We start from the raw sequence: 22,396 nt of genomic DNA, 5'->3' as shown, positions 1-22,396 counted from the left end.
CTTCAAAAACGGGTTGAAGCGAAAAGAAGAAATCCAACCACAGATGAACACGGATGGACACAGATAAGAGGAATCAACGGGTGGTCACCCCAATAGATCCGAGCGCTGCCATCCCTTCTTCCATCTGCGTTTTTAACGTTCATCTGCGGTTGAATTTCTTCTTCTGGCTACCCTATGGCGTTTTGAAGAACGGGACAGGAATGTCCCTGCTCCTTGAGTTCGCCAGCGCGGCTGGCTAAGAGGGACTCGTGCACGAGACCATCGAACTGAGCGGCCTGACCAATGCCGAATTCTTCGCCACCCACGCGGCTCCGGGCCGGGTGGGGCTGGTCGGCGGCACCGCCCTCATCGACCGCGCGATTTGCCGTGCCCAGCGTCATGTGACGGATGGCGCGTGGAGCTGGTTCTCCCACGCCTTCTTTTTTCAAGGACCGCGCGCCGATGGGCACCACTGGGTCATCGAGTCCGACCTCGACATCCACCGCCGCCACGTCCGGCTCGGAGTGCAGGAGAACCGGGTTTCGAAGTACCACGACGAGGATCTCTACTCGACGGTGGCGATCCTCGACTTCGGCCTGACGCCGGAGCAGACCACCGCCATTCTCACCGAGGGGCTCAATCTGGTGGCGGACCGCACCCGCTACTCGTTGCGCGAGCTGCTCGGTGTGATGGTGGCGATCCGGAGTGAAACCCTGCGCGGTAAGACCAACCTCCTCTCGCGGGAGAAATCGATGTTCTGCTCCGCGCTGGTGCGGCATCTGTTCCGCTCCGCCGGGGTCGATCTCGCGCCGGATCTCGATGTGAAACACACCGCGCCGGAGGACCTGGCGCGGTCCCTCGTGCCGCACACGACCTACCTGCTGAAGCGCGAGGTCGCCACCAGCAAGCTGAAGGAGATCAAGCGCAAGCTGAACCGCGGGTTGATGCTTTGATTGTAGCACAAGCATTCTTGCTTGTGAGTGGGAGTATCCGCGACGTGCCTCACGTGCCCAGTCCACCGGGAAGCAACCCGTTTGCTGTTCCCGTTGAGCTCCGCCCCTTGGCAATTAGCGTGTCAAAAGGACGACTGGAGATCCGAAGGTTCATGCAAGTCTCCCCACCCACAAGCAGGAATGCTTGTGCTACTTCGTCTACCCGTGTGATCTCTCTCCCTTCATGGCAGGCCGCGCGACGCAGATCGACGGGCTCCGGGCGTTCGGCATGCTCGGGGTGGCGTGCGTGCATTGGTTGCCGCGGGAAACGCGCGGCTGGGTGCCGTTTGAGCTCGGTCTGTTCTTCTTCCTGGTGCTCACCGGCTACCTGATCACGGGCGTGTTGCTGCGGGAGCGGGACCGCGGCGAGGCCTCCGGCGTGGCGTGGCGGGCGTACGGGCTGAAGAATTTCCAAGTGCGCCGCGGGCTACGGATCCTCGCGCCCTATTATGCGGCGGCGGCCTTCGCGCTGCTGCTCGGCGCGCGGGACATCCGGGAGGCGTGGGGCTGGTACCTCACCCACACCTCGAACCTCCACATGGCCGCGCACGGCTGGGCGGATTTCACCTCGCACTTCTGGACGCTGGCGGTGCAGCAGCAGTTCTACGTGCTGTGGCCGTTCGTGATCTGGTGGGTGCCGCGGCGGGCGATGGTGCCGCTACTGGTGGGATTCTCCGCGGTCGCTCCGGCGTTCCGGTTGTTTGACACCGAACTGGCGGGGAGATTCGTCCTGCCGGACCTGCTGCCGTTCGCGGCCTGCGATTACCTCGGGCTGGGCAGCCTGCTGGCGCTGGCGGTCCACCGCGGCCTGCCCCTCTCCCATCCCGGCCTGCGGCGGGCGGGCGTGGCGGCCTTCCTCGCCTACGCCGCGCTCTACGGGCTCGATCAAGCGGGTCATCCGGTGCCGGTGCTGCGGGCGTTCCAGCAGACTTTCCTCACCGTGGCCTGCTGTGGGTTGATTGCGGCGGCCTCGGTGGGATTCCGCGGTTGGCGGGCGCTGCTGCTCGAGCACCCGGCGATCCAGCACCTCGGGAAATTGTCCTACGGGCTTTACCTGTTCCATAACCTCGCGCCGCTGGCGGCCGGGTGGATTTGCCCGTGGCTGTGGAATGGCCGGTTCGAGCACGGGCTCGGGTTCGCCGCCCGGCTCGGGGTGTTCGCGCTGATTTCCTGGGCGCTGGCGTGGGTTTCCTGGCGTATGCTGGAGGTTCCGGCCCAAGGAGTAAAAGCACGTATGGCGCGGAATCCCTGAGTCCCGCATGCTGCGGAAGATTTTCGTGGCCCCGTGGCCCGGCCCATGCACCATCCCCCGCGTAACTTATGAAAGCATTGGTCAAGGCAAAGGCGGAAGAGGGCTTGTGGCTCCAGGACGTCCCGGAACCCGAAGTGGGTCCGAAGGACGTGCTCATCAAAATCCGCAAGACATCGATCTGCGGCACGGACGTCCACATCTGGAAATGGGACAAGTGGGCCCAGCGCACCATTCCCGTGCCGATGCATGTCGGCCACGAGTTCTGCGGCGTCGTCGAGGCCGTGGGCTCCGGCGTCACCGACGTGGTCCCGGGCGAGCTCGTCTCCGGTGAAGGCCACATCGTCTGCGGCCGCTGCCGCAATTGCCTGGCGGGCCGCCGCCACCTCTGCCCGAACACGCTCGGCGTGGGCGTGAACCGTCCCGGTGCCTTCGCCGAATACCTCTCCATCCCCTACACCAACGTCTACAAGGTCGACCCCTCCATCCCGGAGGAAGTCATCTCGACCTTCGACCCGCTCGGCAACGCCGTCCACACCGCCCTGTCCTGGGACATGGTGGCGGAGGACGTGCTGATCACCGGCGCCGGTCCGATCGGCTGCATGGCCGCCGCCGTGGCGAAGTTCGCCGGCGCCCGCCACGTGGTCGTCACCGACGTGAACCCCTACCGCCTCGAGCTCGCCAAGAAACTTGGCGCCACGCGTGTCGTGAACGTCGCCAATGAAACCTTGGAAGACGTGAAGAAGGAGCTCGGGATGAAGGAAGGCTTCGACGTGGCGCTGGAAATGTCCGGCCACCCGTCCGGCCTCAATGACATCCTTCAACACACCTCCAACGGCGCCAAGGTCTCGCTGCTCGGCATCTTCCCGGAAAAAATCGCCATCGATTGGGACAAGGTCATTTTCAAGGGCCTGATCCTCAAGGGCATTTACGGTCGGGAAATGTTCGAAACTTGGTACAAAATGAGCAGCATGATTCGTGCCGGTTTGGACATTTCGCCTGTGATCACGCATCGATTCCACTACACTGAGTACGCGAAAGGCTTCGAGACCATGATGTCCGGCCAATCCGGCAAGGTGGTGCTGGATTGGACGTGACCCGAAGGCGGGTGACCGCCTGCTCCCCACACACCATCCCCTCGCTGCATGTCCTTCCTTCCGAAACCGTTCGCCCATTCGTATGAGATCGCTCCCGAGTATTCGAAGAGCGCGGTGTATTTCTCCTGCGAATTCGCCCTCGACCAGAGCTTCAAGATCTACTCGGGCGGGCTCGGGTTCCTGGCGGGCTCGCACATGAAATCGGCGGCGGCGCTGAAGCAGAACCTGTGCGGCGTGGGGATCTATTGGTCCTACGGTTACTACAACCAGACCCGCGGTGACGAGGGCGAGATGGCGGTCCAGTTCCGGAAGAACGAGTACGCGTTCCTCCGGGACACCGGCATTCGTTTCACCGTGCCGATCCACGGCCATCCGGTGTGGGTGAAGGCGCTCTACCTGCCGGGTGAGACCTTCTCCACGGTGCCGATGTTCTTCCTGAGCACGGACGTGGAGGAGAACGATCCGCTGTCCCGCGCGATCACCCACCGCCTCTACGACAACGACCCGCTGCGCCGCATCGCCCAGTACACGATCCTCGGCGCGGGCGGTGCCCGGTTGATGGAGGAACTCGGCGTCGATCCCGAGATCTGGCACCTCAACGAGGCCCACGGGCTGTCCGCGGCCTTCCGCCTGTATGAGAAGCACCGCAGCGTGGAAGAGGTGCGGAAGCGCCTCGTCTTCACCACCCACACGCCGGAAGAGGCGGGCAACGAGAAGCACGACTTCAAGCTGCTGAACGATTTCACCTTCTTCGGCAGCGTGCCGGAGGCCGAGGTCCGCAAGATCACCGGCATCGAGGGCGAGGTGTTCAACCACTCGCTGGCCGCGCTGCGCCTTGCGCACGTGGCCAATGGCGTCTCGAAGCTCCACGGCGAGGTGTCCCGCCAGATGTGGAAGAGCCACAAGGGCCTCTGCCCGATCACCCACGTCACCAACGCCCAGAACAAGAAATACTGGGCGGACCACGGTCTGGAAGCCGCGCGTGTCCATGGCGACACCGAGTTGCTCCGCAACCGCAAGCGCGAGCTGAAGGAGCGCCTGTTCCGGGTGGTTGCCGACCAGACTGGCAAGATCTTCCGCCCGGACGTGCTGACCATCGTGTGGGCGCGCCGTTTCGCCGGCTACAAGCGCCCGGACCTCATCACCCGGGACATCCGCCTGTTCCGCGAGCTGCTTTCGAACACCCAGCGCCCGGTGCAGGTCATCTGGGCCGGCAAGCCGTTCCCCTTCGACTTCGGCGCGATCGAGACCTTCAACAAGCTCGCCGGCCTCTGCCGCCACCACCCGAACGCGGCGGTGCTCGTCGGCTACGAGCTCGAGCTGTCCCGTTTCCTCAAGAACGGCGCGGACATCTGGCTGAACAACCCGGTGGTCACCCGCGAGGCGTCCGGCACCTCCGGCATGACCGCCGCCATGAACGGCGCGCTGAACCTTTCCACCTACGATGGCTGGGTTTGCGAGTTCGCGGACTTCTCCGGCACGAACAGCTTCATCATCCCGCCGGCCGATCCCTCGCTCTCGCCGGAGTCCCGGGACCGCCACGATCTCCTCGGCTTCTACGAGCAGATGGAGGAAAAGGCGCTGCCGCTCTACTACGACGATCCGGAAGGCTGGGCGCGGATGATGCTGCGCTCAATGAACGAGGTCGTGCCTTTCTTCGACTCCGACCGGATGGCGGGCGAGTACTACACGAAAATTTACGCCTCGGCGGCGCAACCGGTGATTGACCAGACACCGGCCCACAGCGTCCTTTGAGGCATGCCCTTGCCTCCGAAGCGAAACGGAAGATTCGTCCGGAATACCCCGCCATCCCCGGCGGAAGCCGCCATTTGGGAGCCGCTCGACGCGGACTCCCAGGGCGAGCCGCGGGTGATCGTGGTCCCGGGCGGCGAACCCGTCGCCCCAGCTCCCGCCAACCCGGCTCCCGTGGTGGCGGAGGCCCCCGTTGAAAAGGCTCCGCCAGCACCGGAACCGACCGTGATTTCCTCCGAGCAGATCGCCGCCGACCTCGTTGCGCGGATCGGGCCGGGCAAGGTCGACCTGAGCGACAAGGTGCTCACCGAGCATGCCGGGGACAAGTGGTACGCCCGCCACCAGCCGGACGTCGTCGTCTTCGCCGAATCCACCGCCGACGTGTCCGCGGTGATGGCCTACGCCCACAAGCATCGCATCCCGGTGACCACCCGCGGTGCCGGATTCGGCTACGTGGGCGGCTGCGTGCCGGTGCGCGGCGGCATCGTGCTTTCCACCGCCCGGATGAACCGGATCCTGGAACTGGCCCCCGCCGATGGCGTGGCCGTGGTCCAGCCCGGGGTGATCACCGTGGAGCTCCAGCGCGCCGCGCGCGAGATCGGCTGGGAATACCCGCCGGACCCCGCCTCGCTGAAGGATTGCTCGCTCGGCGGGAACATCGCCACCAACGCCGGAGGCCCGCGCTGCCTGAAGTACGGGGTGACCCGTAACTACGTCCTCGGCCTCGAGGTCGTGCTGGTGAACGGCCGCGTGATGCGCACCGGCGGCCGCCTCCACAAGAACAAGACCGGCTTCGACCTGTGCGGGCTCTTCACCGGCTCGGAGGGCATGCTCGGCATCGTCACCGAGGCCACCCTGCGTCTCATTCCCCGCCCGCCGGCCCGCGCCATGGTGGCCGCGGTGTTCCCGGATTTCGCGATGGCCGCGGCCGCCGTGCAGACGGTGCTGAATTCCGGCCACCTGCCCTCCGCGCTGGAGATCACGGATGCTTTCACCCTTGCCGCGGCCCGCAAGCGCCTCGGCGCGGACGTGTTCCCGCCGGGCGATGCCTACCTGATCGTCGAGATCGATGGCCGCCCCACCGCGGTGGCCTCGGAGCTGGCGGAACTCCACGCCCTGCTGATGCGGACGGGTGCCACCCACCTGGAGATCGCGCCGGACGAGGAGGACTGCGAGCGCATCTGGCAGCTCCGCCGCGAGTTCTCCTACTCGCTGCGGGACACCGGCCTGACCAAGCTCAACGAGGATATCGTGGTGCCGCGTTCGAAGCTGGTGGAACTCGTCAATTTCGCCCGCCGCCTGCAGGACGAGACCGGCATCCCGGTCGCGTGCTTCGGCCACGCCGGGGACGGAAACATCCACACCAACCTGATGGTGCAGGATTACAACGATCCGCTGGTCAGCGAGAAGGCGGATGCCGCGCTCGACGTGCTGTTCCACTGGATCCTCGCCAATGGCGGCGCGATCACCGGCGAGCACGGCGTGGGCCTGGCCAAGAAACCGTGGATCAAGCAGGCGCTCGGCGACGCGTCCTATGCCATCCACCGCTCGCTCAAGCGCACGCTCGACCCCCACGGTATCCTCAATCCGGGCAAGTTCCTCGATCCGTGAGGAATCCGTTGGATTGAAAACCATGCCGGGCGTGCGAAAATGCCCGGCATGCAGTCCGGCGCATTCCTCCTGGTCCCCATCGGGCTCGCGATGCTGGTCTTGTCTTGGCTCTGGCTCGTTCGTCCGGTGACCGGACGGCAGGGGAATTTCTCGACCTCGTTTTTCAGCGTCATCTTCGCGGATTTGTCCCGCTGCGCCGAATTGGCGCAGGAGGGTGATGCCGGGGCGAAGCGGGCGCTGAGATGGTGCCAGGTGGCCTTGGGCGTCGCCATTCTGGGGCTTGGGGGACTTTTCTTCGGGTAGACCGATCGTGGAATCCACCGGACGGATTCCACGTATCCCCCTGCTAACAACCACCCCGCTGGATTGACACCCCGCGGTGGATTCACCAGTGTCCAAAGAATGGCAGGCCATTCCGCTTCCGCTCACCGTTTCACCGCGTTCCGCATCTCCTGCTGGACGATCGGGGTCATCGCGTTCGCGGAGGTGATGAGCGCCGCCGTGGCGTTGGCTGCCCGCCTGGAGACGAACCGCCCGGTCCGGATCGTCGAGAAGATCGTCGAGGTGCCGAAGATCGTGGCCGTTCCGGTGCCGGCCGCGGTCGATCCCGCCGTCCGCCCGGGGATTCCGGCCATTTCGGCCATTTCGGCCACGCTGCCGACCGACTCGGACAATTCCGGCGTGGTCGCAAAACCGCCGGCGAACCCTCTTCCCGTCGCGCCGGTGGGGCCTGCCCCCACGCCGGTGGCCACCCCGCCGATCGCGGATCCGGTGGTCGAGCGCCTCGTCACCGAGGCCCGCAAGGCCCGCGTGGCCGAGGACATGGGGGCCGCCATCATCAAGCTTGAGGAAGCCGCCCGGAAATCGCCCGACGAACCGAACGTGGAATACGAGCTGGGTCTCGTCCACGAGGCGATGGGCGTCTACGACAAGGCCTCCGAGCACTACGAGAATGTCTTCCGCATGGGGGCTTCGAAGGCTGGCACGCTTTATGAAATGGCCGCCGGTAAGCTCCGCGATGGCATCCAGGAGCCGGACGTCCGCGGCAAGCTGGTGCTCGGCCGCACCCGGATCTTCAAGGACGCGGAATACCAGGACGGTGAGCGCGTGGTGCTCACCATCCCGGTCCAGGCCGCGCCCGGCACCAGCGTGGCGGCGGAAGATTTCTTCGTGAAGGTGCTCTTCTACGATTCGCTGAAGGGCAAGGAAGTGGTCCCGGCCCGCGACACCAGCGTCGTGAAGACCGAGTGGGCCAGCCTGCCGATCGATTGGGCCGGCGGCGAGGAACTGCTGCGCGTGACCTACATCATCCCGCGCCAGGATGAGCAGGACGAGCACCTCTTCGGCCACCGCGCCTACTATGGCCAATCGGTGGAGCTGAACTACAAGAACGAGCTCATCGACGTGCAGGCCTGGCCGCGCGACCTGGCCGCCCGCAACCAGCAGGTCCAGCAGCCGCAACAACCGCAGCAGCAGCCGAACGGCCTGCCCGGCCCCGGCGATGTGCCGCCCGAGTTCCTCAACAAGGAGGAGCTGCCCCGGGACTTCAATCCCGGCGCGCCCTTGCTGCCGCTGCCTTCCCATTGAGCGCTTCACCCTTTCGCATGGATTCCCCTTCCGACGCACCCACCCTGTTAGGCGATTACCGGCTCATCGAACTCCTGGCGGAAGGCCCTCTGACCCGCACGTGGCTGGCGGAGCAGGTTTCCGTGCGCCGCAATGTCCTCGTCGATGAACTCCGTCCGGAGGCCGAGGAGGCCCGCGAGTCGTTCCTGGCGGACATCCGCTCGAAGGCTGCGATGGACCACCCGCTGATCGGTTCGGTGTACGAGGCTGTGGCGAAGGACGAGCACTGCTTTTTCGCCCGCGAGAAACTGGCTGGTGCCACCTTGGAAGAGCGCCTCCACGCCACCGAGGCGATGCGCCCGTCCGAGTTGGCCCATGCCGTCCGCCGTGTCGCGGAGGCGAACCTGTATCTCGAATCCCGCGGCCAGGCCACCGCCCAGCTCGATCCGGAGGACATCCACTTGGAAGACAGCGGCGTGGTGCGTCTGGTGAACCTCGCCGTTGCTGGCGAGCGCGAGCCGGAGCGATCCGTGCAGGACATCGTCAACCTCGGCGAACGCCTGGTGCCGCTGGTGGCGGATGGCCACCCCGGGGCCTCGCGCATGCTCACGCTGCTGGCGTGGATGCGCGGCGAGGGGCTGGAGATTCCCCTCACCTGGGAGCAGGTCCGCGCTTACGCCAGTCAGATCGAGCAACAGCTCGCCGATCCCGCGGCCGGTGCCGGTCCGGCGACCACCCATCTGCCCGCGCCGAAGAAGCTGCCGGTGGCCGCCATTGCCGGGGTCGCCGCGCTGGTGATCGCGGCGGCCGGAGTCGGCCTGTCGGTGATGAAGCCGAAGCCGCCCGCCGGTCCACCGAAGGCGTCGCTGCCCGGAGCCGTGCTCATTCCCGCTGGGAAGCATCCCACGCCGGACGGCCTGGACGAGGATTTGCGGGCGTTCCGTCTGGCCTCGCACGAGGTCACCATCGGCGAGTACGCGGAGTTTTTGGAAACCCTCGCCCTGCTGGCGAAGGACAAGCGCGAGCGCACCTTTGACCACGAAGGCCAGCCCGCGACCAAGACCGATCACCTCCCTGACGATTGGGAAACCCTCCGCACCGCGGCCAAGACGAACGGCACCTGGAAGGGCCGCCCCGTCACCCTGGACACCCCGGTAGTGGGCGTCGATTGGTGGGATGCCACCGCCTTCTGCGAGTGGAAGCAGGGCAGCCTGCCGAGCCAGGAGGAATGGTTCGCCGCCCTGCGCGTGGGCGTCCAGCAGCCAGCCACACTGAAGCCGTCGAACTGGCTACCGGTCACCGCCGAGACGCCGGACCGCACGCCAAACGGCCTGCTCGGCATGGCCGGCTCGGTGGCGGAGTGGACCCGCAGCCAGTCGGTGAACCCGGCCAATCCCCTCGGCGAAAAGCTGTGGGTGATCATCGGCGGTTCGTTCCTGAACCCCGCCAATGGCGCCCAGGCCCGCGAGTGGGTGGAGGAGCGCGGCCTGCGTCGACCCGATCTCGGCTTCCGCCTCGCGACCGACGCGCGCTGAGACGCGCCGTTACCGCTGGGGACTCTCGGTGGCCAGGATGTGGCGGTGTACTTCCTCGGTGAGCGTTTCGATGCGCTCGCTGAGGGCCTTGGTCAATTCCGTCAGCTCGGTATTGCGGCGCATCAGTTCCAGCAGATGGGCGGTCTGTTCGGCCGCCGTCGCCTGGCGCTCGGCGGAGATGCGTGCCAGATCCTCGCGGTGCTGCGCGTCCGCGTCGGAGGTCGTCTTGTCCCGCTCCGCCTGCCGCGTTTGTGCCAGCAGGATCAGCGGCGCGGCATAGGCCGCCTGCAAGCTGAAGGCGAGGTTGAGCAGGATGAAGGGATAGGCGTCGAATTTCGACCAGCCGAGCAGGTTCGCTACGATCCACACGCCCACGATCACCGTCTGACCGATGAGGAAGGTCGGCGTGCCGAAGAACCGCGCGAACGATTCCGCCTTCAGGCCGAACCAATCGTTGCCGAAGGTGGCCGCCAGGTGGGCGTGCGGCAGATGGAAACGCAGGTGGCCGTGCTTGGAGGACGCCGCCGTCGGAGCCGCCGTGGATTCTTGTTCCATGGCCGCATCCGTACCCCACCGCCGGAGCGAAATCGAGCGGGAAGACCGGGTCCGTGGCTTCCGTGGCGAGGGGAGGAATCCGCCGCGAATCCTTCGTCCAAGTGAGTCGTAGATCGTTCAAATTGAGTGATCCGCGAAGCCCCCCGATCGGGGGGTTTTGCCGAATGCCCTTGTTTCACGCCATTTTCCGTGGCTGCAATGACGGGCTGGGAGTTTCCCGTGGACCCGACGGGAGGTGCCCCCCGGCGCATTGCATCGTCCATGAAACCCTCCCAACGCTCCCTGTTTCTCAAATCCTCCTTGTGGGGATTCGCCACGCTCGTGGCGGGTTCCAATGATATCGCCCTGTCGCTGGTCCGCCGCCGCCGCGCGTGAGCCGGTCGCCGACCCCGGTTGAGAACCCCCGGTTTGGAGGTTAACTTGGCCGGTTGGCGTGGCTTTCCCCTTCCCCCTCCTGAAAGAAAACCCACCACTCGAAAACCCGTGACGATTGGAACCCCCTTCCGGCCTGCCCTGGGCCGGTGGATGGACCGTGTGTGCCCGCGCCTCCGCTTCGCCGCGGGATGGCTGCTCGCGGCCCTGTGTCTCGCCAGCGCGCACGCGCAGACGCTGACACTGACCAATGATTCGCAGAGCTACGCCACGCTCACCAACACCACGGTGACCATGACCGGGCGTTCGGAGCTGCGCATCACCGGCGCGACGACCCCGCTGTCCGGTTGCACGATCAACCTGAACTCCACCGACTCGTGGTTCTTCATGACGGCGATCAAGCCCTCGGTGGTCAGCTCGACCTATCTGGGCCAGATCAAGGTCAATGGCGCGGCCGCGGTTCTGAACACCAACTGCCGGATCGTGCAATACGGCGATGGCACGGTGGTGATCCCGCAGGCCTCGACCTTCACGCCGATGCAGGTCTTCACCGGCAGCCATTTTACCGGCTCGTCGACCTCGCTCGCGACCTACACGTCGTATTCCGACAGCAATCTCGGGACGACTTACGCGAACAACATCAGCTCGTTCAAACTGAAGCGCGGCTACACCGCCACTGTCGCGCAGAACGCGGACGGCACGGGAGTGAGCCGGAACTACGTCGCGCAGGACGGTGACATCGAGGTCAGCGTGCTGCCGGACGAGTTGAACGATTCCATCAGCTTCATCCGCATCTTCCCATGGCGCTGGGTGAACAAGAAGGGCATCGGCGGGGCCATCGCGTCCGGCCTGGACGTCGGCTGGTACTACAATTGGAACATCGACCAGAATTCATCGCTCGATCTCGAATACGTGCCGATCCGGGCCCAGCGCTACTGGCCGAGCTTGGCCCAGGACTGGAAGGCACGCGGGGCGAACACCCTGCTCGGTTACAATGAGCCGAACTCCGCGGACCAGGCGAACATCGCCGTGGGCGATGCCATCTGGTCGTGGCCGGACCTGCTGAACACCGGTCTGCGCGTCGGCTCGCCCGCGCCCACCGATGGCGGCGTGGCATGGCTGGAATCGTTCATGAACCAGGCGGACGCGGGCGACCTGCGGGTCGACTACGTGGCGGTCCACTACTACCGCAGTTATTCGAGCGCCTCCGATCCGGATGGAGCGACCACCCAGTTCTACAATTTTCTCAAGGACGTCTACGACCGCACGAAGCGCCCGATCTGGGTCACCGAGTTCAACAACGGCGCGAACTGGACCACCGGTCCCGATCCGACCGCGGCGCAGCAGGCGGCGACGGTGGGCAAGATGATGGACATGCTGGAGAGCACGCCCTTCGTCGAACGCTACGCCCTCTACAACTGGGTCGAGGACGTGCGGCGGGTGAAGTGGGACGATGGCTCTCTCACCGCGGCCGGGGTGGTGTACCGCGACCACGCGTCGTCGCTGTCCTACTCGCAGGTGATTCCGGAGGTGCCGACCTTACCCGCGGCCTGCTACCGTTTCGAGAACAATGCCAGCGACAGCTTCGCCTACGGCCACGCCGCGATGCTCAAGGGCCAGGCGACCTTTACGGCGGGGAAAAACGGTCAGGGCGTGAAGCTCAGTGGCAACGCCGCGAACGCCGACCATGTGCAACTTTCCTCCCGCCTCGGTGACAGCACCGACTTCACCTTCGGCGCGTGGGTCTACTGGAATGGAGGTGCGAACTGGCAGCGCATCTTCGATCTCGGCAATGGCACGGACAGCTACATGTTCCTCACTCCGAGCGGCGGCGGCAACATGCGCTTTGCCATCAAGAACGGTGGCGGCGAGCAGCAGCTCAACACCGGGGTGCTGCCCACCAACACCTGGACCCACGTGGCGGTCACCATCAGCGGCAACACCGGCAAGCTGTTCGTGAACGGCGCGCTGGTGGCGACCAACACCGGGATGACGATCAATCCGGTCGACCTCGGCACCACCACCAATTTCCTCGGCAAGAGCCAGTTCACCGGCGACCCGTATTTCGGCGGTGTCCTCGATGACGTCCAGTTCCTGCCCTACGCGCTGGCCGATACCAAGGTGGCCGCGATGCAGACCAACAACGCGCCGGTGTTCGCCAGCACTACGATCACCGGCAACGCGGGCACCCAGAACGTCGCCTACTCCGGCACGCTCGCCGGCACCGCCACCGATGCCGACGCGGGCGACACCATCACCTTCAGCAAGGTCGAGGGACCGGCGTGGCTCACCGTTGCGGCGAATGGCGCGCTCACCGGCACGCCGAGTTACGATGAGGGCGGCCTCCAGCAGTTTCTCGTGCTCGCCACCGACACCACCGGAGCCAGCGCCTACGCCGTGCTCAACATCACCCTGCCCTCGGTGAACGGCAACGGCATCTGGACCAGCGACACCAGCGGCCTGTGGAGCGAGGTCGCGAAGTGGAACGGCAGCTTCCCCGCCAATGGCACGGGAAACACCGCGAACTTCAGCACGCTGAACATCGGTGCGGACCGCACGGTCACGCTCGATGCCTCCCGCACCATCGGCAACCTCCAGTTCGGAGACACGGGTGGCGCGGAGTCCTGGACGCTCGCGGGCGTGAGCGGCAAGACCCTGACCCTGGAAACTGCCAGCGGCACGCCGACGATCACCGTTTCCCAGAACACGGCGAACGTGTTGACGCCGCTCGCGGGCACGCAGGGCCTCAACAAGCTCGGCAGCGGCACGCTGGTGCTGGGTGGCGCGAGCTCGCTCTCGGGCACGTTCGCCATCGATGCCAACAACGCGACCAACGGCGGTATCGTCCGCATCGCCCATCCCACCGCCGCCTCCGCCATCACCGCGATCCAGATCCGGAACAACAACGCCGGATACTCGACCTTGGAGCTCGATGGCGTCCGTGGTCCGGTGACCACCGCCTCCACCCTCGCCCTGTCGGGGCGCAGCGGCACCGTGCCCGCGTTCAGAAACCTCTCGGGGGACAACACGCTTTCCGGCGCGCTCACCATCAACTCCGGCGGCGGAAACTACTTCCTGCAATCCGATGCCGGCACGCTCACTTTCGGCGGCGCCATCACCTCGGCGGCCACCGGCTCGCGGACGCTCACGTTCCAAGGTGCGGGCAATTTCGCCGTGAACGGGGTGCTGTCCGATGGCAGCGCCACCTCCGGCATCGCGATCGTGAAGACTGGCGCGGGCACGCTCACGCTCTCCGGCGCGAACACCAACATCGGCGCGACCACCCTTTCCGGCGGCACCATCACGCTCGTCAATGGCGGCAACCTCGGTGGGGCCGCCATCACCACCTCCGCGGGGACCGCGCTCAACATCAACCGCAACATCACCCTCGCCAACACCCTCACCGGTCCGGTCACGATCACCAACACCGGCTCCTGCACGATCACCGGGGATTTCAGCGGCTTCACCGGCAGCTACACCCACAACTCGACCACTGTTTCCACGGCGTTCAATGCCGCGATGGCCACCAGCAAGAACGCCGCCTATACCCTGGCGAGCGCCCAGGGATCGCTCCAGGGTTTCGTGCTCGGAGGCGCGAACGACTACACGCTGGAGATGGGCTCCCTGAATGGTGTGGCGAACTCCCTCGTCCGCGGCGGTTTGTCGGTCACCGGCACCACCACCCTGAAGATCGGCAACCTCAACACCGCCGACACCTTTGCCGGATCGATCAACAACGGTGCCAAGATCCTCGCCCTGAACAAGGTCGGCACCGGCACGCTGACCCTCTCCGGAGCCAGCGGCTACACCGGCGCGACGATTTTGAGTGCGGGCTCGCTCGTGGTCGATGGCTCGCTCGGCTCCACGGCGGTCACCGTCGCCAGCACCGCCACCCTCGGCGGCGGCGGCTCGGTCGGCGGAGCGGTCACGGTGCAATCTGGCGGCACGCTTTCGCCGGGCAATGGCATCGGCACCCTCACCCTCGGCGGTGGCCTCACCCTTCAGACCGGCTGCACCACCCGCCTGGAGATCAACCGCACCGCGGGCACCTGCGACAAGCTGGCAGTCACCGGCACCTTCACCCGTGCGGGCACGTTGCAGGTCACCAGCCTCGGCGGCACCTTCGCGGCCGGGGATTCGTTCACGCTGTTCACGGCGGGGTCCTTCGCGGGCAGCTTCAGCGCCACCTCGCTGCCCGCCCTCGGCGCGAGCCTCCAGTGGAACACCACCAATCTTCCGAACGGCGTCCTGACGGTCGAGAGCGCCCCCGGCACCTTTGGCGCGTGGGCCGCCGCTTACTCGTTCCCCGGCGGTGGCAATGGGGCCGCCGCCGATCCCGATGGCGACGGTCTCTCCAATGCCATCGAATGGTTGATCGGCACCAACCCACTCGTGTCCGATGCCGCGGGGTCGTCGATTGTCGTCCAAGCCAAACCGGCGGCCGAAATTGGCCTCGCGGACGGGAAAACCTATCTCACCCTCCAGGCGCGGCTGAGAAAGGTCCGCGTCGGCGTGACTCTGTCCCCGCGGGCGGCGGATACCCTTACTGGCCTCTCCTCCACGGGCGCGGCCGCCAATGTCGTCCAGGCCGGAGCCCCGGTGAGCGACGGTGATTTCGAGGTCTTCACCTGGTATTGCACGGCACCGATTGGGAATACCCCGCGCGGCTTCATGCGCCTCCAGGTGTCCGTGGAGTGAGAAGGCCCGGTGTGGAGTGCTCCGGACCATCACCCGCGGGCTTGGTTCGGTGGGGCGGCTTGGTAGCCCTTGCGGGTTTTTTCGCGGACCAGCTTCTCCATCTCGCGGGTGGCGCGGGCGGCATCGGGGAAGGTCTTCACCTGCGATTGACCCGCGGTACCGATGCGGCCGTAGCGGATCTCCAGCGATTCACCGGCTTGGGCGACTTCCCAAAACTTGCGTGACGGACCTTCCACGAACTCGAAGCGTTGGACGCCTGCGGGCGTGCCCGTCGGCATGGCGAGGGGCTCCGGTTGCGGAGGCGGGGCCACCGGTGCCGGTGCGGCGATTTCGGGAGCGGGCTCGATGGCGGCCACCGGTTCCTCGTCGGAAATCTCGCGGCGCAGCACGCGCTCGATCCGCTCCAGGATCGCGGCGGGGTTGTGCCACCAGTCCTTCGCGGTGACGATGGCCACCTGCCAGCCGAAGGCGCGCAGGATACCGGGGCGGGTATGGAAACGCTCCAATACGCCGCGGGTTCCACCTCCTTCCACCAGCACGGCGAGCTGGTGGCGCTCCGTGCCCGCGGCCCGCACCGCCACATCGCAGCGGAAGCGGCTCTGGCCGGTGTTCGTCTCCACTTGCCAGCCGCGGCACGCCAAGGCCTCCGCGATCTGGGTGGCGATCAGGCCGCCGGATGCACCGTGCTCGAGCGGCTTGCGCTTGAGCGGGTTCAGTCCATCAAGCACCTGGCGAGCCATCGCAGATTCGCCGCGCGACAGGCTTTCGGCGTAGTGCAGGAAGTTCTTCAAAGCCCGAGCGCCGTCGTTGTAATCGTTCGTGATATGGGTGTGGCGGATGCTGCTGACGAGCACCATGTGCTGGCGGGCGCGGCTGAAGATGACGTTGAGGCGCTTCTCGCCACCGCGCTGGTTGATGGGGCCGAAGTTCATCCGCATCTTTCCCTTCTCGTCGGGCGCGTAGCACACCGACATGAGGATGATGTCGCGCTCGTCGCCCTGGATGTTCTCCAGGTTCTTCACGAACAGGCCGCAGAACTGGTCGTCCTCCTCGCGCACGTATTCGGCTTCCAAGCGGGTGGCGAAATCCGGATCGGTGGCGGCGAGGGCATCCAGCGCGGATTCGATCTGGCCCTGCTGCGCCTCGCTGAACGCGGCGATGCCGATGCTCATGCCGGTCCCGGTTAACAGGAGACGGCGCACCAGATGGGCCACCACCTCGGCCTCCGCGGGATTCCGGCGGTCGGTGTAAACGCCGTGGTCGCAGCGGAGGAAACTCACGGGCTTCGCCAGCAGTTCCGTCACCCGCTCCGCGGCTTCCTCCGCCGAGGACACCTGCATGTCTCCCCCGTCCGCCGCGCTGATCTGGCGGTCCGGGATGGTGTAGAGCTCGCCGCCGTAGAAGGCCGCGTTGCTGAAGCTGATGAGCGACTCGTAGCGGCTGCGGTAGTGCCATGCCAGCAGCGTGCTCGGCAGGTTGCGCGCGGATTGGGTGAGGAAACTGTCCGCGTCCATCATCACGCTGACGGTTTCGCCCTCCTCCTCCACGGAGAGCTCGTCATCGCCCTCGCCCGCGCTGCTGAAGAAACTGGTGGGCGGGAGCTGCATCTCATCGCCCACCACGATCACCTGCTGCGCGCGGTAGGCCGCGGGCACCGCGTCCTCCACCGGGATCTGGCTGGCTTCGTCGAAGATCACGACGTCGAACAACTCCGTGTCGAGCGGCAGCGTGTCCGATACCGACAGCGGGCTCATCAGCCAGATTGGCTTGAGATCCCGCACCACGTCACCGCTTTCCCCGGCGGCGAGATCGCGGATCGATTTGTAGCGCATCGTCTTGCCGAACTCGTGCTCCAGCTCGCGGCGTCCGGCGCTGTAGGATTTCTTGAAGGTCTTCTGATCCGGTGTGAGCACGGTCGCAGACTGGTTCGCGGTCTGCACGTGTTCCAGGAACCGCTGGCGGACCTGGCGGCGGATCCACGCGGCATTGTGCTCCAGCCACTGGCGGTGGGCACCCGCGAGGCGGTCGAGCTTTTGTTGGAGCAGGTGGCTGTCGAACCGCTGCAGCGCGCGGTCGGAGCGATAAAGATTCTCCAGTGTCTTGCGCGCGCAGGCGGCCTCCAGTTCCTCCGCGGTGAATGCGAAGCCGCGCGTGGCGCGGCGCAGTTTTTCCGGCGTGGCTGCCAGTTCGCGCAGGGTGGGCAGCAGCTCGGGAATGGCGTCGGATTCCTCGCGGATCTCGCGGATGGCCGCGGCGAGGTCTTCCAGGCTTTGGGCGCTGGCTCCGAAGACGAGCAGTTCGATCTCGCGGCGCAGCGCTTGGAATTTCGGAGCCAGTCCCGCGAGTGTCTTCACCAGCGCGGTTCCCTGCTCCGATTCCAACAACCGCGAACGCAGCGCGGCCACCGCGGGCGGTGCGTCGTGCGCCACCAGCGGTTTCAAGCCTTCGCCGAAGGCGGTCGGATCCTCGCTGGCGAATTCCGCCAAACCGCGTGCCCGCACCGCCGCCCAATCGGCCTGCGCCGCGTGCTCGGTGGCCAGGTCCTTCAGCAGTGCTTCCCATGTCGGCGCCACGGCGTGTTTGCTGAAATCGTAGCGTGATTTCATCACCTTGCGCAGGCGCCACCACGCGGGATTGAGGAAGCCGAACACGCCCTGCACCTTCGGCGCGATCGCGAGTGCGTTCGCCGTGTCATCCGGCGGCAGCTTGTCGAGCCAGTGAAGGGTTTTCGCCCGCGCTTGTTCGAGGGCCTGTGACCTTGCGCCATGCTCGCCGCGCAGTTGCTCGAGTGCCGAGGACTTCGCGCTCTTCGGATCGAGCAGTGCCAGCAATCCACCCTCGGCGAGCGGGCGCAGGCGTTCCGCGAAATCGAGGAGCTGACCGATCTCATCGAGCGTGTTCCAATGGTCTGCCGCCAAGCCCGTTTCTCGCAGCGTGTCGTCGAGATCGTCGATCTGGCGCTCCGCGTCATCGAGCCGGGCCGCGAGTCCTTCCAAGGGGGTCTCGCTGGTGATGACCGCCTCGCCCAGCCAGCGCAGCGGATGTTTGGCGAACACCGGGGCTGTGCCAAGATCCCGCAGCACGCTGCCGAGACGCACCACCGCGTCGCCATGGCGGAGCCATTCGTCGTAGCAGGGCAGGCGTTCCTGCTCGACCGCGTTCAAGTCCGGGCAGGCACGGCCATCGGCGCTACCTCGGAGCTCGATCAGCCGCTGGATCAGCTCCCGTACCGGCAGGCCCGCGCTTTCCGGGGCTGTCGCCATCTTCGTCGTGTACTCCTCCAGCGCGGCCAGTTCGGTTTCCAAGGCGCGCAGGGCCGCGGTGCGGCTGGCCTGGCTGGCATCGTTGCCGGCCTCACCCGCGAGCCACTGGTCGTAGGTTTGCTTCAGGTTCAGGATGAACTCCTTCTTGTCCGTCTGCGAATCGTGGATCAGGCAGCACAGTTCATCCAGGCCCTGTTGCCGCAGGCGGTGGAACACCACGTCGATGGCGGCTCGCTTCTCGCAGACGAAGAGCACGCGTTTGCCGCGGGCGGCGTAGTCCGCGATGAGGTTGGTGATGGTCTGGGATTTCCCGGTGCCGGGCGGGCCCTGGATGATGAGGCTGTCACCGAGACGAGCCTTCGCGATCGCGCCCACCTGGGTGGCATCCGCGGCGATGATGAGGTGCTGGTCGGATGGTGGCAGCGGAGCGAGCGGGGCATCCTCCACGGCTTTCGGCTCGATGGAGAACACGCGGTCGAAGGCGACGCTTGGAAGGTCCTGCTCGATCAGGTTCGCGTAGTCGCGCACCAGCGTCATCTTCCGGTAGTTGAAGTTCGCCAGCGTGAGCGCGCACAGGTCGAACTCCCACGCGTAGGGGTTTCCCTCCGCCTCTTCGACGAGCGTGAACATCCTTTGTTCGATTTCGATTCCGGCGGCTTCCGCGGACACCATGAAGGGCGTGCGCGGTTCGGGCGGCACGCCCGCCAGCTCGCGGGTGGGCAGCGGTGAGGGTTTCACCAGCTTCTGGAACATCTGGAGCCCCAGCGGCCGGAAGTCGGCGCGGTCGTAGCTGTAATCGAGACCGGCGGCGCGCTGTACCACGCGGCCTTGGCGGGCCAGGCGACGCTTGTATTGGTCGAGCCGCTGCTTCGCCTTCTGGTGGATGAGCTGGATCTTCGGTTTCGCGGAAAGCTCCAAACCCACGCCCGGCTCGGTGGCGCGGATGCGCGTTTGGAGATCGGCGTGGAAGGCCTCCACCGTGATCTCGCGCAGGTCGATGCTGTCCGGCAAGTCGAGGTCGTAGAGCTGCTTGAGATGGTGGCGCAGCGCCGGGTTCACCTCCAGCTCCGAGCCCTGCGGTTCCAGCGTGTACTGGTCCTTCACGCCCTTCCGCTTCGCCAGCTCCACCGGCAGCAGCAGCAGCGGCGAGTGGATGCGGACGTTCGGCTCCTCCTTGAGGTTGTTCCAACGCAGGAAGGCGACGACGAGGCGGAGCTGCGAGAAACCGAACTCGGCGCGGCTGCGGCGAGCCTCGCTGATCAGCTTGTCGAGCTGCCCCGGCAGATAGGGAGCCTCCTCGAACCGCAGCCACTTTTGCAACGCCAGCGTGTGCCCCGCGGCGATCTCGGCCGCCAGCGGCGCGTGCCAATAGAGCAATTGTCCCGGCTGGATGTTCCGGAAGTCCAACACCAGCGGCACGCTGGCGGTGGTGAGATTGAGCGTGGACTGGGAGCTCTTGAAATACAGCAGCCGGTTGCGGCGGGACACATCGAACAGCCGGTCGCGGAGATGCGTTTGGATGATCCGGCGGCGGCCTCCCTTCGAGGCCTGTTCGAGACCGGGGAGCTGGTTGACGTCGGCGTCGACCGGTTGGTCGCGGTAGGTTTCCAGCGTGCGGATCAGGGTGACGAGATCCTGCGCGCGGCGGCCGCGGTGCAGCTCGGTCATCTCCACGATCACCGCGGCCACCACCGGATGCAGTCGCGGTGCGAGCGCGAACAGGTTCTTCCGCGAGTTCGCGAACAGCTCCAGATCGGGGAGTTCCGTGAAATCGAGTCCACAGGCCAGGCTGGCGAGCAGCATCCCCAGCGAGAACACGTCCGTCAGCTCGTCATGGTGATCCACCGCATGCTCCCAGCTCACGTGGCCGGGCAGATAAACCGGGCGCGTGATCCCGTCGGAAGAGACGGCCACGTCGAGATTACGGATGTGGGTGAGCCGTCCTTCGTCCGACTCGCGCCGCTGCTCTCCGGTGACCTCGACGCCGTGGCTGGCGGGTGCGAGCAAGCGCTGGACCACTCCTTCGTGGTGGCGTGGCTCGATTCCCTCCGCCGACGTCAGTGCCAGCGCGCGGTCGTCCTGCACCGCGATGGCGGAAAGCCCGCGCAGGGGCGCGACCCGGCCCGCGTCATGGATCGCGGCCACCTCCCGCATCAGTGGCAGCACCGCCGCCAACACGTCCTCCACGCCGAAGCCGCCGCGCGCGGCCCCGCCTTGCAAAAATCCGGTGAACGGGTTGTCGCTCATGGTGTCTCCAGTTTCGCGGCGGCCAGCATCCCGGCGGCCTTGTCCTTCAGTTTCTTCACGTCCTTCGCCTTCAGTTTCAGCTCCTTCGTCGCGATCTTCTCGAAGTGCCCCAGGCACTCCAGGTCGCGCGCCCGCTCGAAACCCGCCGCCAGCGGCAGGTCCTCCAGGTCCGGGTCCACCGCGCAGAAATCCAGCATCACGTGGCAGAGGTATTCGCGGCGGGGCTTCGAAAGCGAGGCCAGCTCGTTTTCCAGCCCGTCCCCGGCCGCGGCGGGTGCGAAGTCCGGGAAATACAAGCGCGCGTGCGCCAATACCGCCTCGCTGCGGAACCACAAGGGCGCGAGATGGTGGCCGATGAAACGCCGGGTCAGCTCCGCGAGCCGCGCCTGTTGGAGCAGATCCATTTCATCCAACCCCTCCTGCTCCACCAGCATCGTCGCGATGGCTTCCTCCAATGCCTCATCCTCGTCCGCCCACAGCCGCAGGGCCCGTGCCCGCATGAAGGTCTCGGGGTGGGTCAGTTGCTCCGTGCGGGGCTTTGACTTCGAGAAGATCTCGTCCGCCTGGGCCAGGTAGCTCTTCGCACTGACCTGCGGCAGGCCGGTGGAGATCTTCACCAAGGCGGCCACCGCCGTTTCCAGATCGCCGGCCGCGAGCCACGCGCCACGGTCCGCGAACAACTCGGTGGCGAGGCTCCACAAGCGTGCGCTGTGGCCATGGCTCGGCTGCGCTCCCGGATGGTCGGCCGCCTGATGCAGGATGCGGTCGGCACGGAAGAAGTCACCGCCGTCCTGGTCCCACAGGCGGTAGTGCGCCAATTCGTGACCAATCACCGCGCGCAGTTCGGCGGATGAAAGCAGCGTGAGGATCGGGCCGGAGAAGATCAGATGGGCTTCGCCGGGCAGATAACAGATCGCCGCGTTGATCCGGCCGTCCCCCTGCGCCTGATAGGCGGACACCTCCACTGCCTGCAGGCCGAGCGCCTCCTTCGCGGCCGCGATTTCCACGAACAACTCCGGGTGCCCCTCCGCGTCCATCCGGTAGGTGTCCCGCAGCAGCGAGAGCCGCACCGCCTCCGCGTCCCGTCCCTGGCGCTCCGCGTCCCCGTACCAATCCCAAACCGCCCGCTCGTGGGTCTTCAACCACTCCACCAGCGCGCGGTGCTGTGCCAACGGCTCCAGAACCCGATCCATGTTAGCCGGGATTCAAGCCGAGCTTGGTGGGGGAGCAACTTTTAACGTCCGGTGAGCCTTTCCGGCGTATTCACGGGTTAACGGGTACCGGGGTGAATGTCACGGCAGTGTAAAATGCACGATTCCCTATAAGATATTCGTACGGAAACAGCTTTGCCGGAAATCCTTGATCCTGATAGGGAAATGTCACCCCGTCCTGATGCCGCCCGCATTGTTAGATGGTGGCACGTCCGCGTCCCCAGCGCGGAAGGGAGTTTCCGCCCGTTTTTCGCACCCCCCCCTCACCC

The 22,396-nt window shown here is 66.0% G+C and carries 12 protein-coding genes; 9 read left to right on the top strand and 3 right to left on the bottom strand.

Annotation, left to right across the window (positions count from 1 at the left end):
- Nucleotides 1-248: 248 nt before the first annotated feature.
- The 8 genes from llg_RS06520 (at nucleotide 249) to llg_RS06485 (ending at nucleotide 9,781) form a co-directional block, all read left to right on the top strand.
- Nucleotides 249-932 (top strand): hypothetical protein, encoded by a 684-nt coding sequence (locus llg_RS06520; RefSeq protein ID WP_338288899.1) that lies wholly within the window; start codon nucleotides 249-251, stop codon nucleotides 930-932.
- Nucleotides 933-1,155: 223 nt separating this feature from the next.
- Nucleotides 1,156-2,223 (top strand): acyltransferase, encoded by a 1,068-nt coding sequence (locus llg_RS06515; RefSeq protein WP_338288898.1) that lies wholly within the window; start codon nucleotides 1,156-1,158, stop codon nucleotides 2,221-2,223.
- A gap of 68 nt (nucleotides 2,224-2,291) precedes the next feature.
- A complete protein-coding gene (tdh, locus tag llg_RS06510) occupies nucleotides 2,292-3,317 on the top strand; it encodes an L-threonine 3-dehydrogenase (protein WP_338288897.1) in 1,026 nt (341 codons plus the stop codon).
- Between the two features lie 48 nt (nucleotides 3,318-3,365).
- Nucleotides 3,366-5,072, top strand: coding sequence for an alpha-glucan family phosphorylase (gene glgP, locus llg_RS06505; protein WP_338288896.1), 1,707 nt, complete (start codon nucleotides 3,366-3,368; stop codon nucleotides 5,070-5,072).
- Nucleotides 5,073-5,075: 3 nt separating this feature from the next.
- The gene (locus llg_RS06500) at nucleotides 5,076-6,680 is read left to right on the top strand and encodes an FAD-linked oxidase C-terminal domain-containing protein (protein ID WP_338288895.1); all 1,605 of its coding nucleotides are present in this window, start codon (nucleotides 5,076-5,078) and stop codon (nucleotides 6,678-6,680) included.
- Nucleotides 6,681-6,728: 48 nt separating this feature from the next.
- Nucleotides 6,729-6,983, top strand: a complete 255-nt coding sequence (locus llg_RS06495) for a hypothetical protein (RefSeq protein ID WP_338288894.1) — start codon at nucleotides 6,729-6,731, stop codon at nucleotides 6,981-6,983.
- Between the two features lie 99 nt (nucleotides 6,984-7,082).
- On the top strand, nucleotides 7,083-8,267 hold the full coding sequence (locus llg_RS06490) for a hypothetical protein (RefSeq protein WP_338288893.1): 1,185 nt from the start codon (nucleotides 7,083-7,085) through the stop codon (nucleotides 8,265-8,267).
- A gap of 17 nt (nucleotides 8,268-8,284) precedes the next feature.
- On the top strand, nucleotides 8,285-9,781 hold the full coding sequence (locus llg_RS06485) for an SUMF1/EgtB/PvdO family nonheme iron enzyme (protein WP_338288892.1): 1,497 nt from the start codon (nucleotides 8,285-8,287) through the stop codon (nucleotides 9,779-9,781).
- A 9-nt stretch (nucleotides 9,782-9,790) separates the two neighbouring features.
- Here llg_RS06485 and llg_RS06480 read toward each other — a convergent pair whose 3' ends face one another.
- The gene (locus tag llg_RS06480) at nucleotides 9,791-10,336 is read right to left on the bottom strand and encodes a DUF1003 domain-containing protein (protein WP_338288891.1); all 546 of its coding nucleotides are present in this window, start codon (nucleotides 10,334-10,336) and stop codon (nucleotides 9,791-9,793) included.
- 483 nt (nucleotides 10,337-10,819) lie between these two features.
- On the opposite strand from llg_RS06480, the gene llg_RS06475 reads away from it, so the two are divergent.
- On the top strand, nucleotides 10,820-15,406 hold the full coding sequence (locus llg_RS06475; protein WP_338288890.1) for a glycosyl hydrolase: 4,587 nt from the start codon (nucleotides 10,820-10,822) through the stop codon (nucleotides 15,404-15,406).
- Nucleotides 15,407-15,435: 29 nt separating this feature from the next.
- Here llg_RS06475 and llg_RS06470 read toward each other — a convergent pair whose 3' ends face one another.
- A complete protein-coding gene (locus llg_RS06470) occupies nucleotides 15,436-20,916 on the bottom strand; it encodes an AAA domain-containing protein (RefSeq protein ID WP_338288889.1) in 5,481 nt (1,826 codons plus the stop codon).
- Nucleotides 20,913-22,109, bottom strand: a complete 1,197-nt coding sequence (locus llg_RS06465; protein WP_338288888.1) for a M48 family metalloprotease — start codon at nucleotides 22,107-22,109, stop codon at nucleotides 20,913-20,915. The genes llg_RS06470 and llg_RS06465 overlap by 4 nt, the downstream gene beginning before the upstream one ends.
- Nucleotides 22,110-22,396 lie beyond the last annotated feature (287 nt).

Origin of the sequence: Luteolibacter sp. LG18, assembly GCF_036322585.1 — a bacterium.
Lineage (GTDB): Bacteria > Verrucomicrobiota > Verrucomicrobiia > Verrucomicrobiales > Akkermansiaceae > Luteolibacter.
This window is presented reverse-complemented; position numbering and strand designations above follow the sequence as displayed.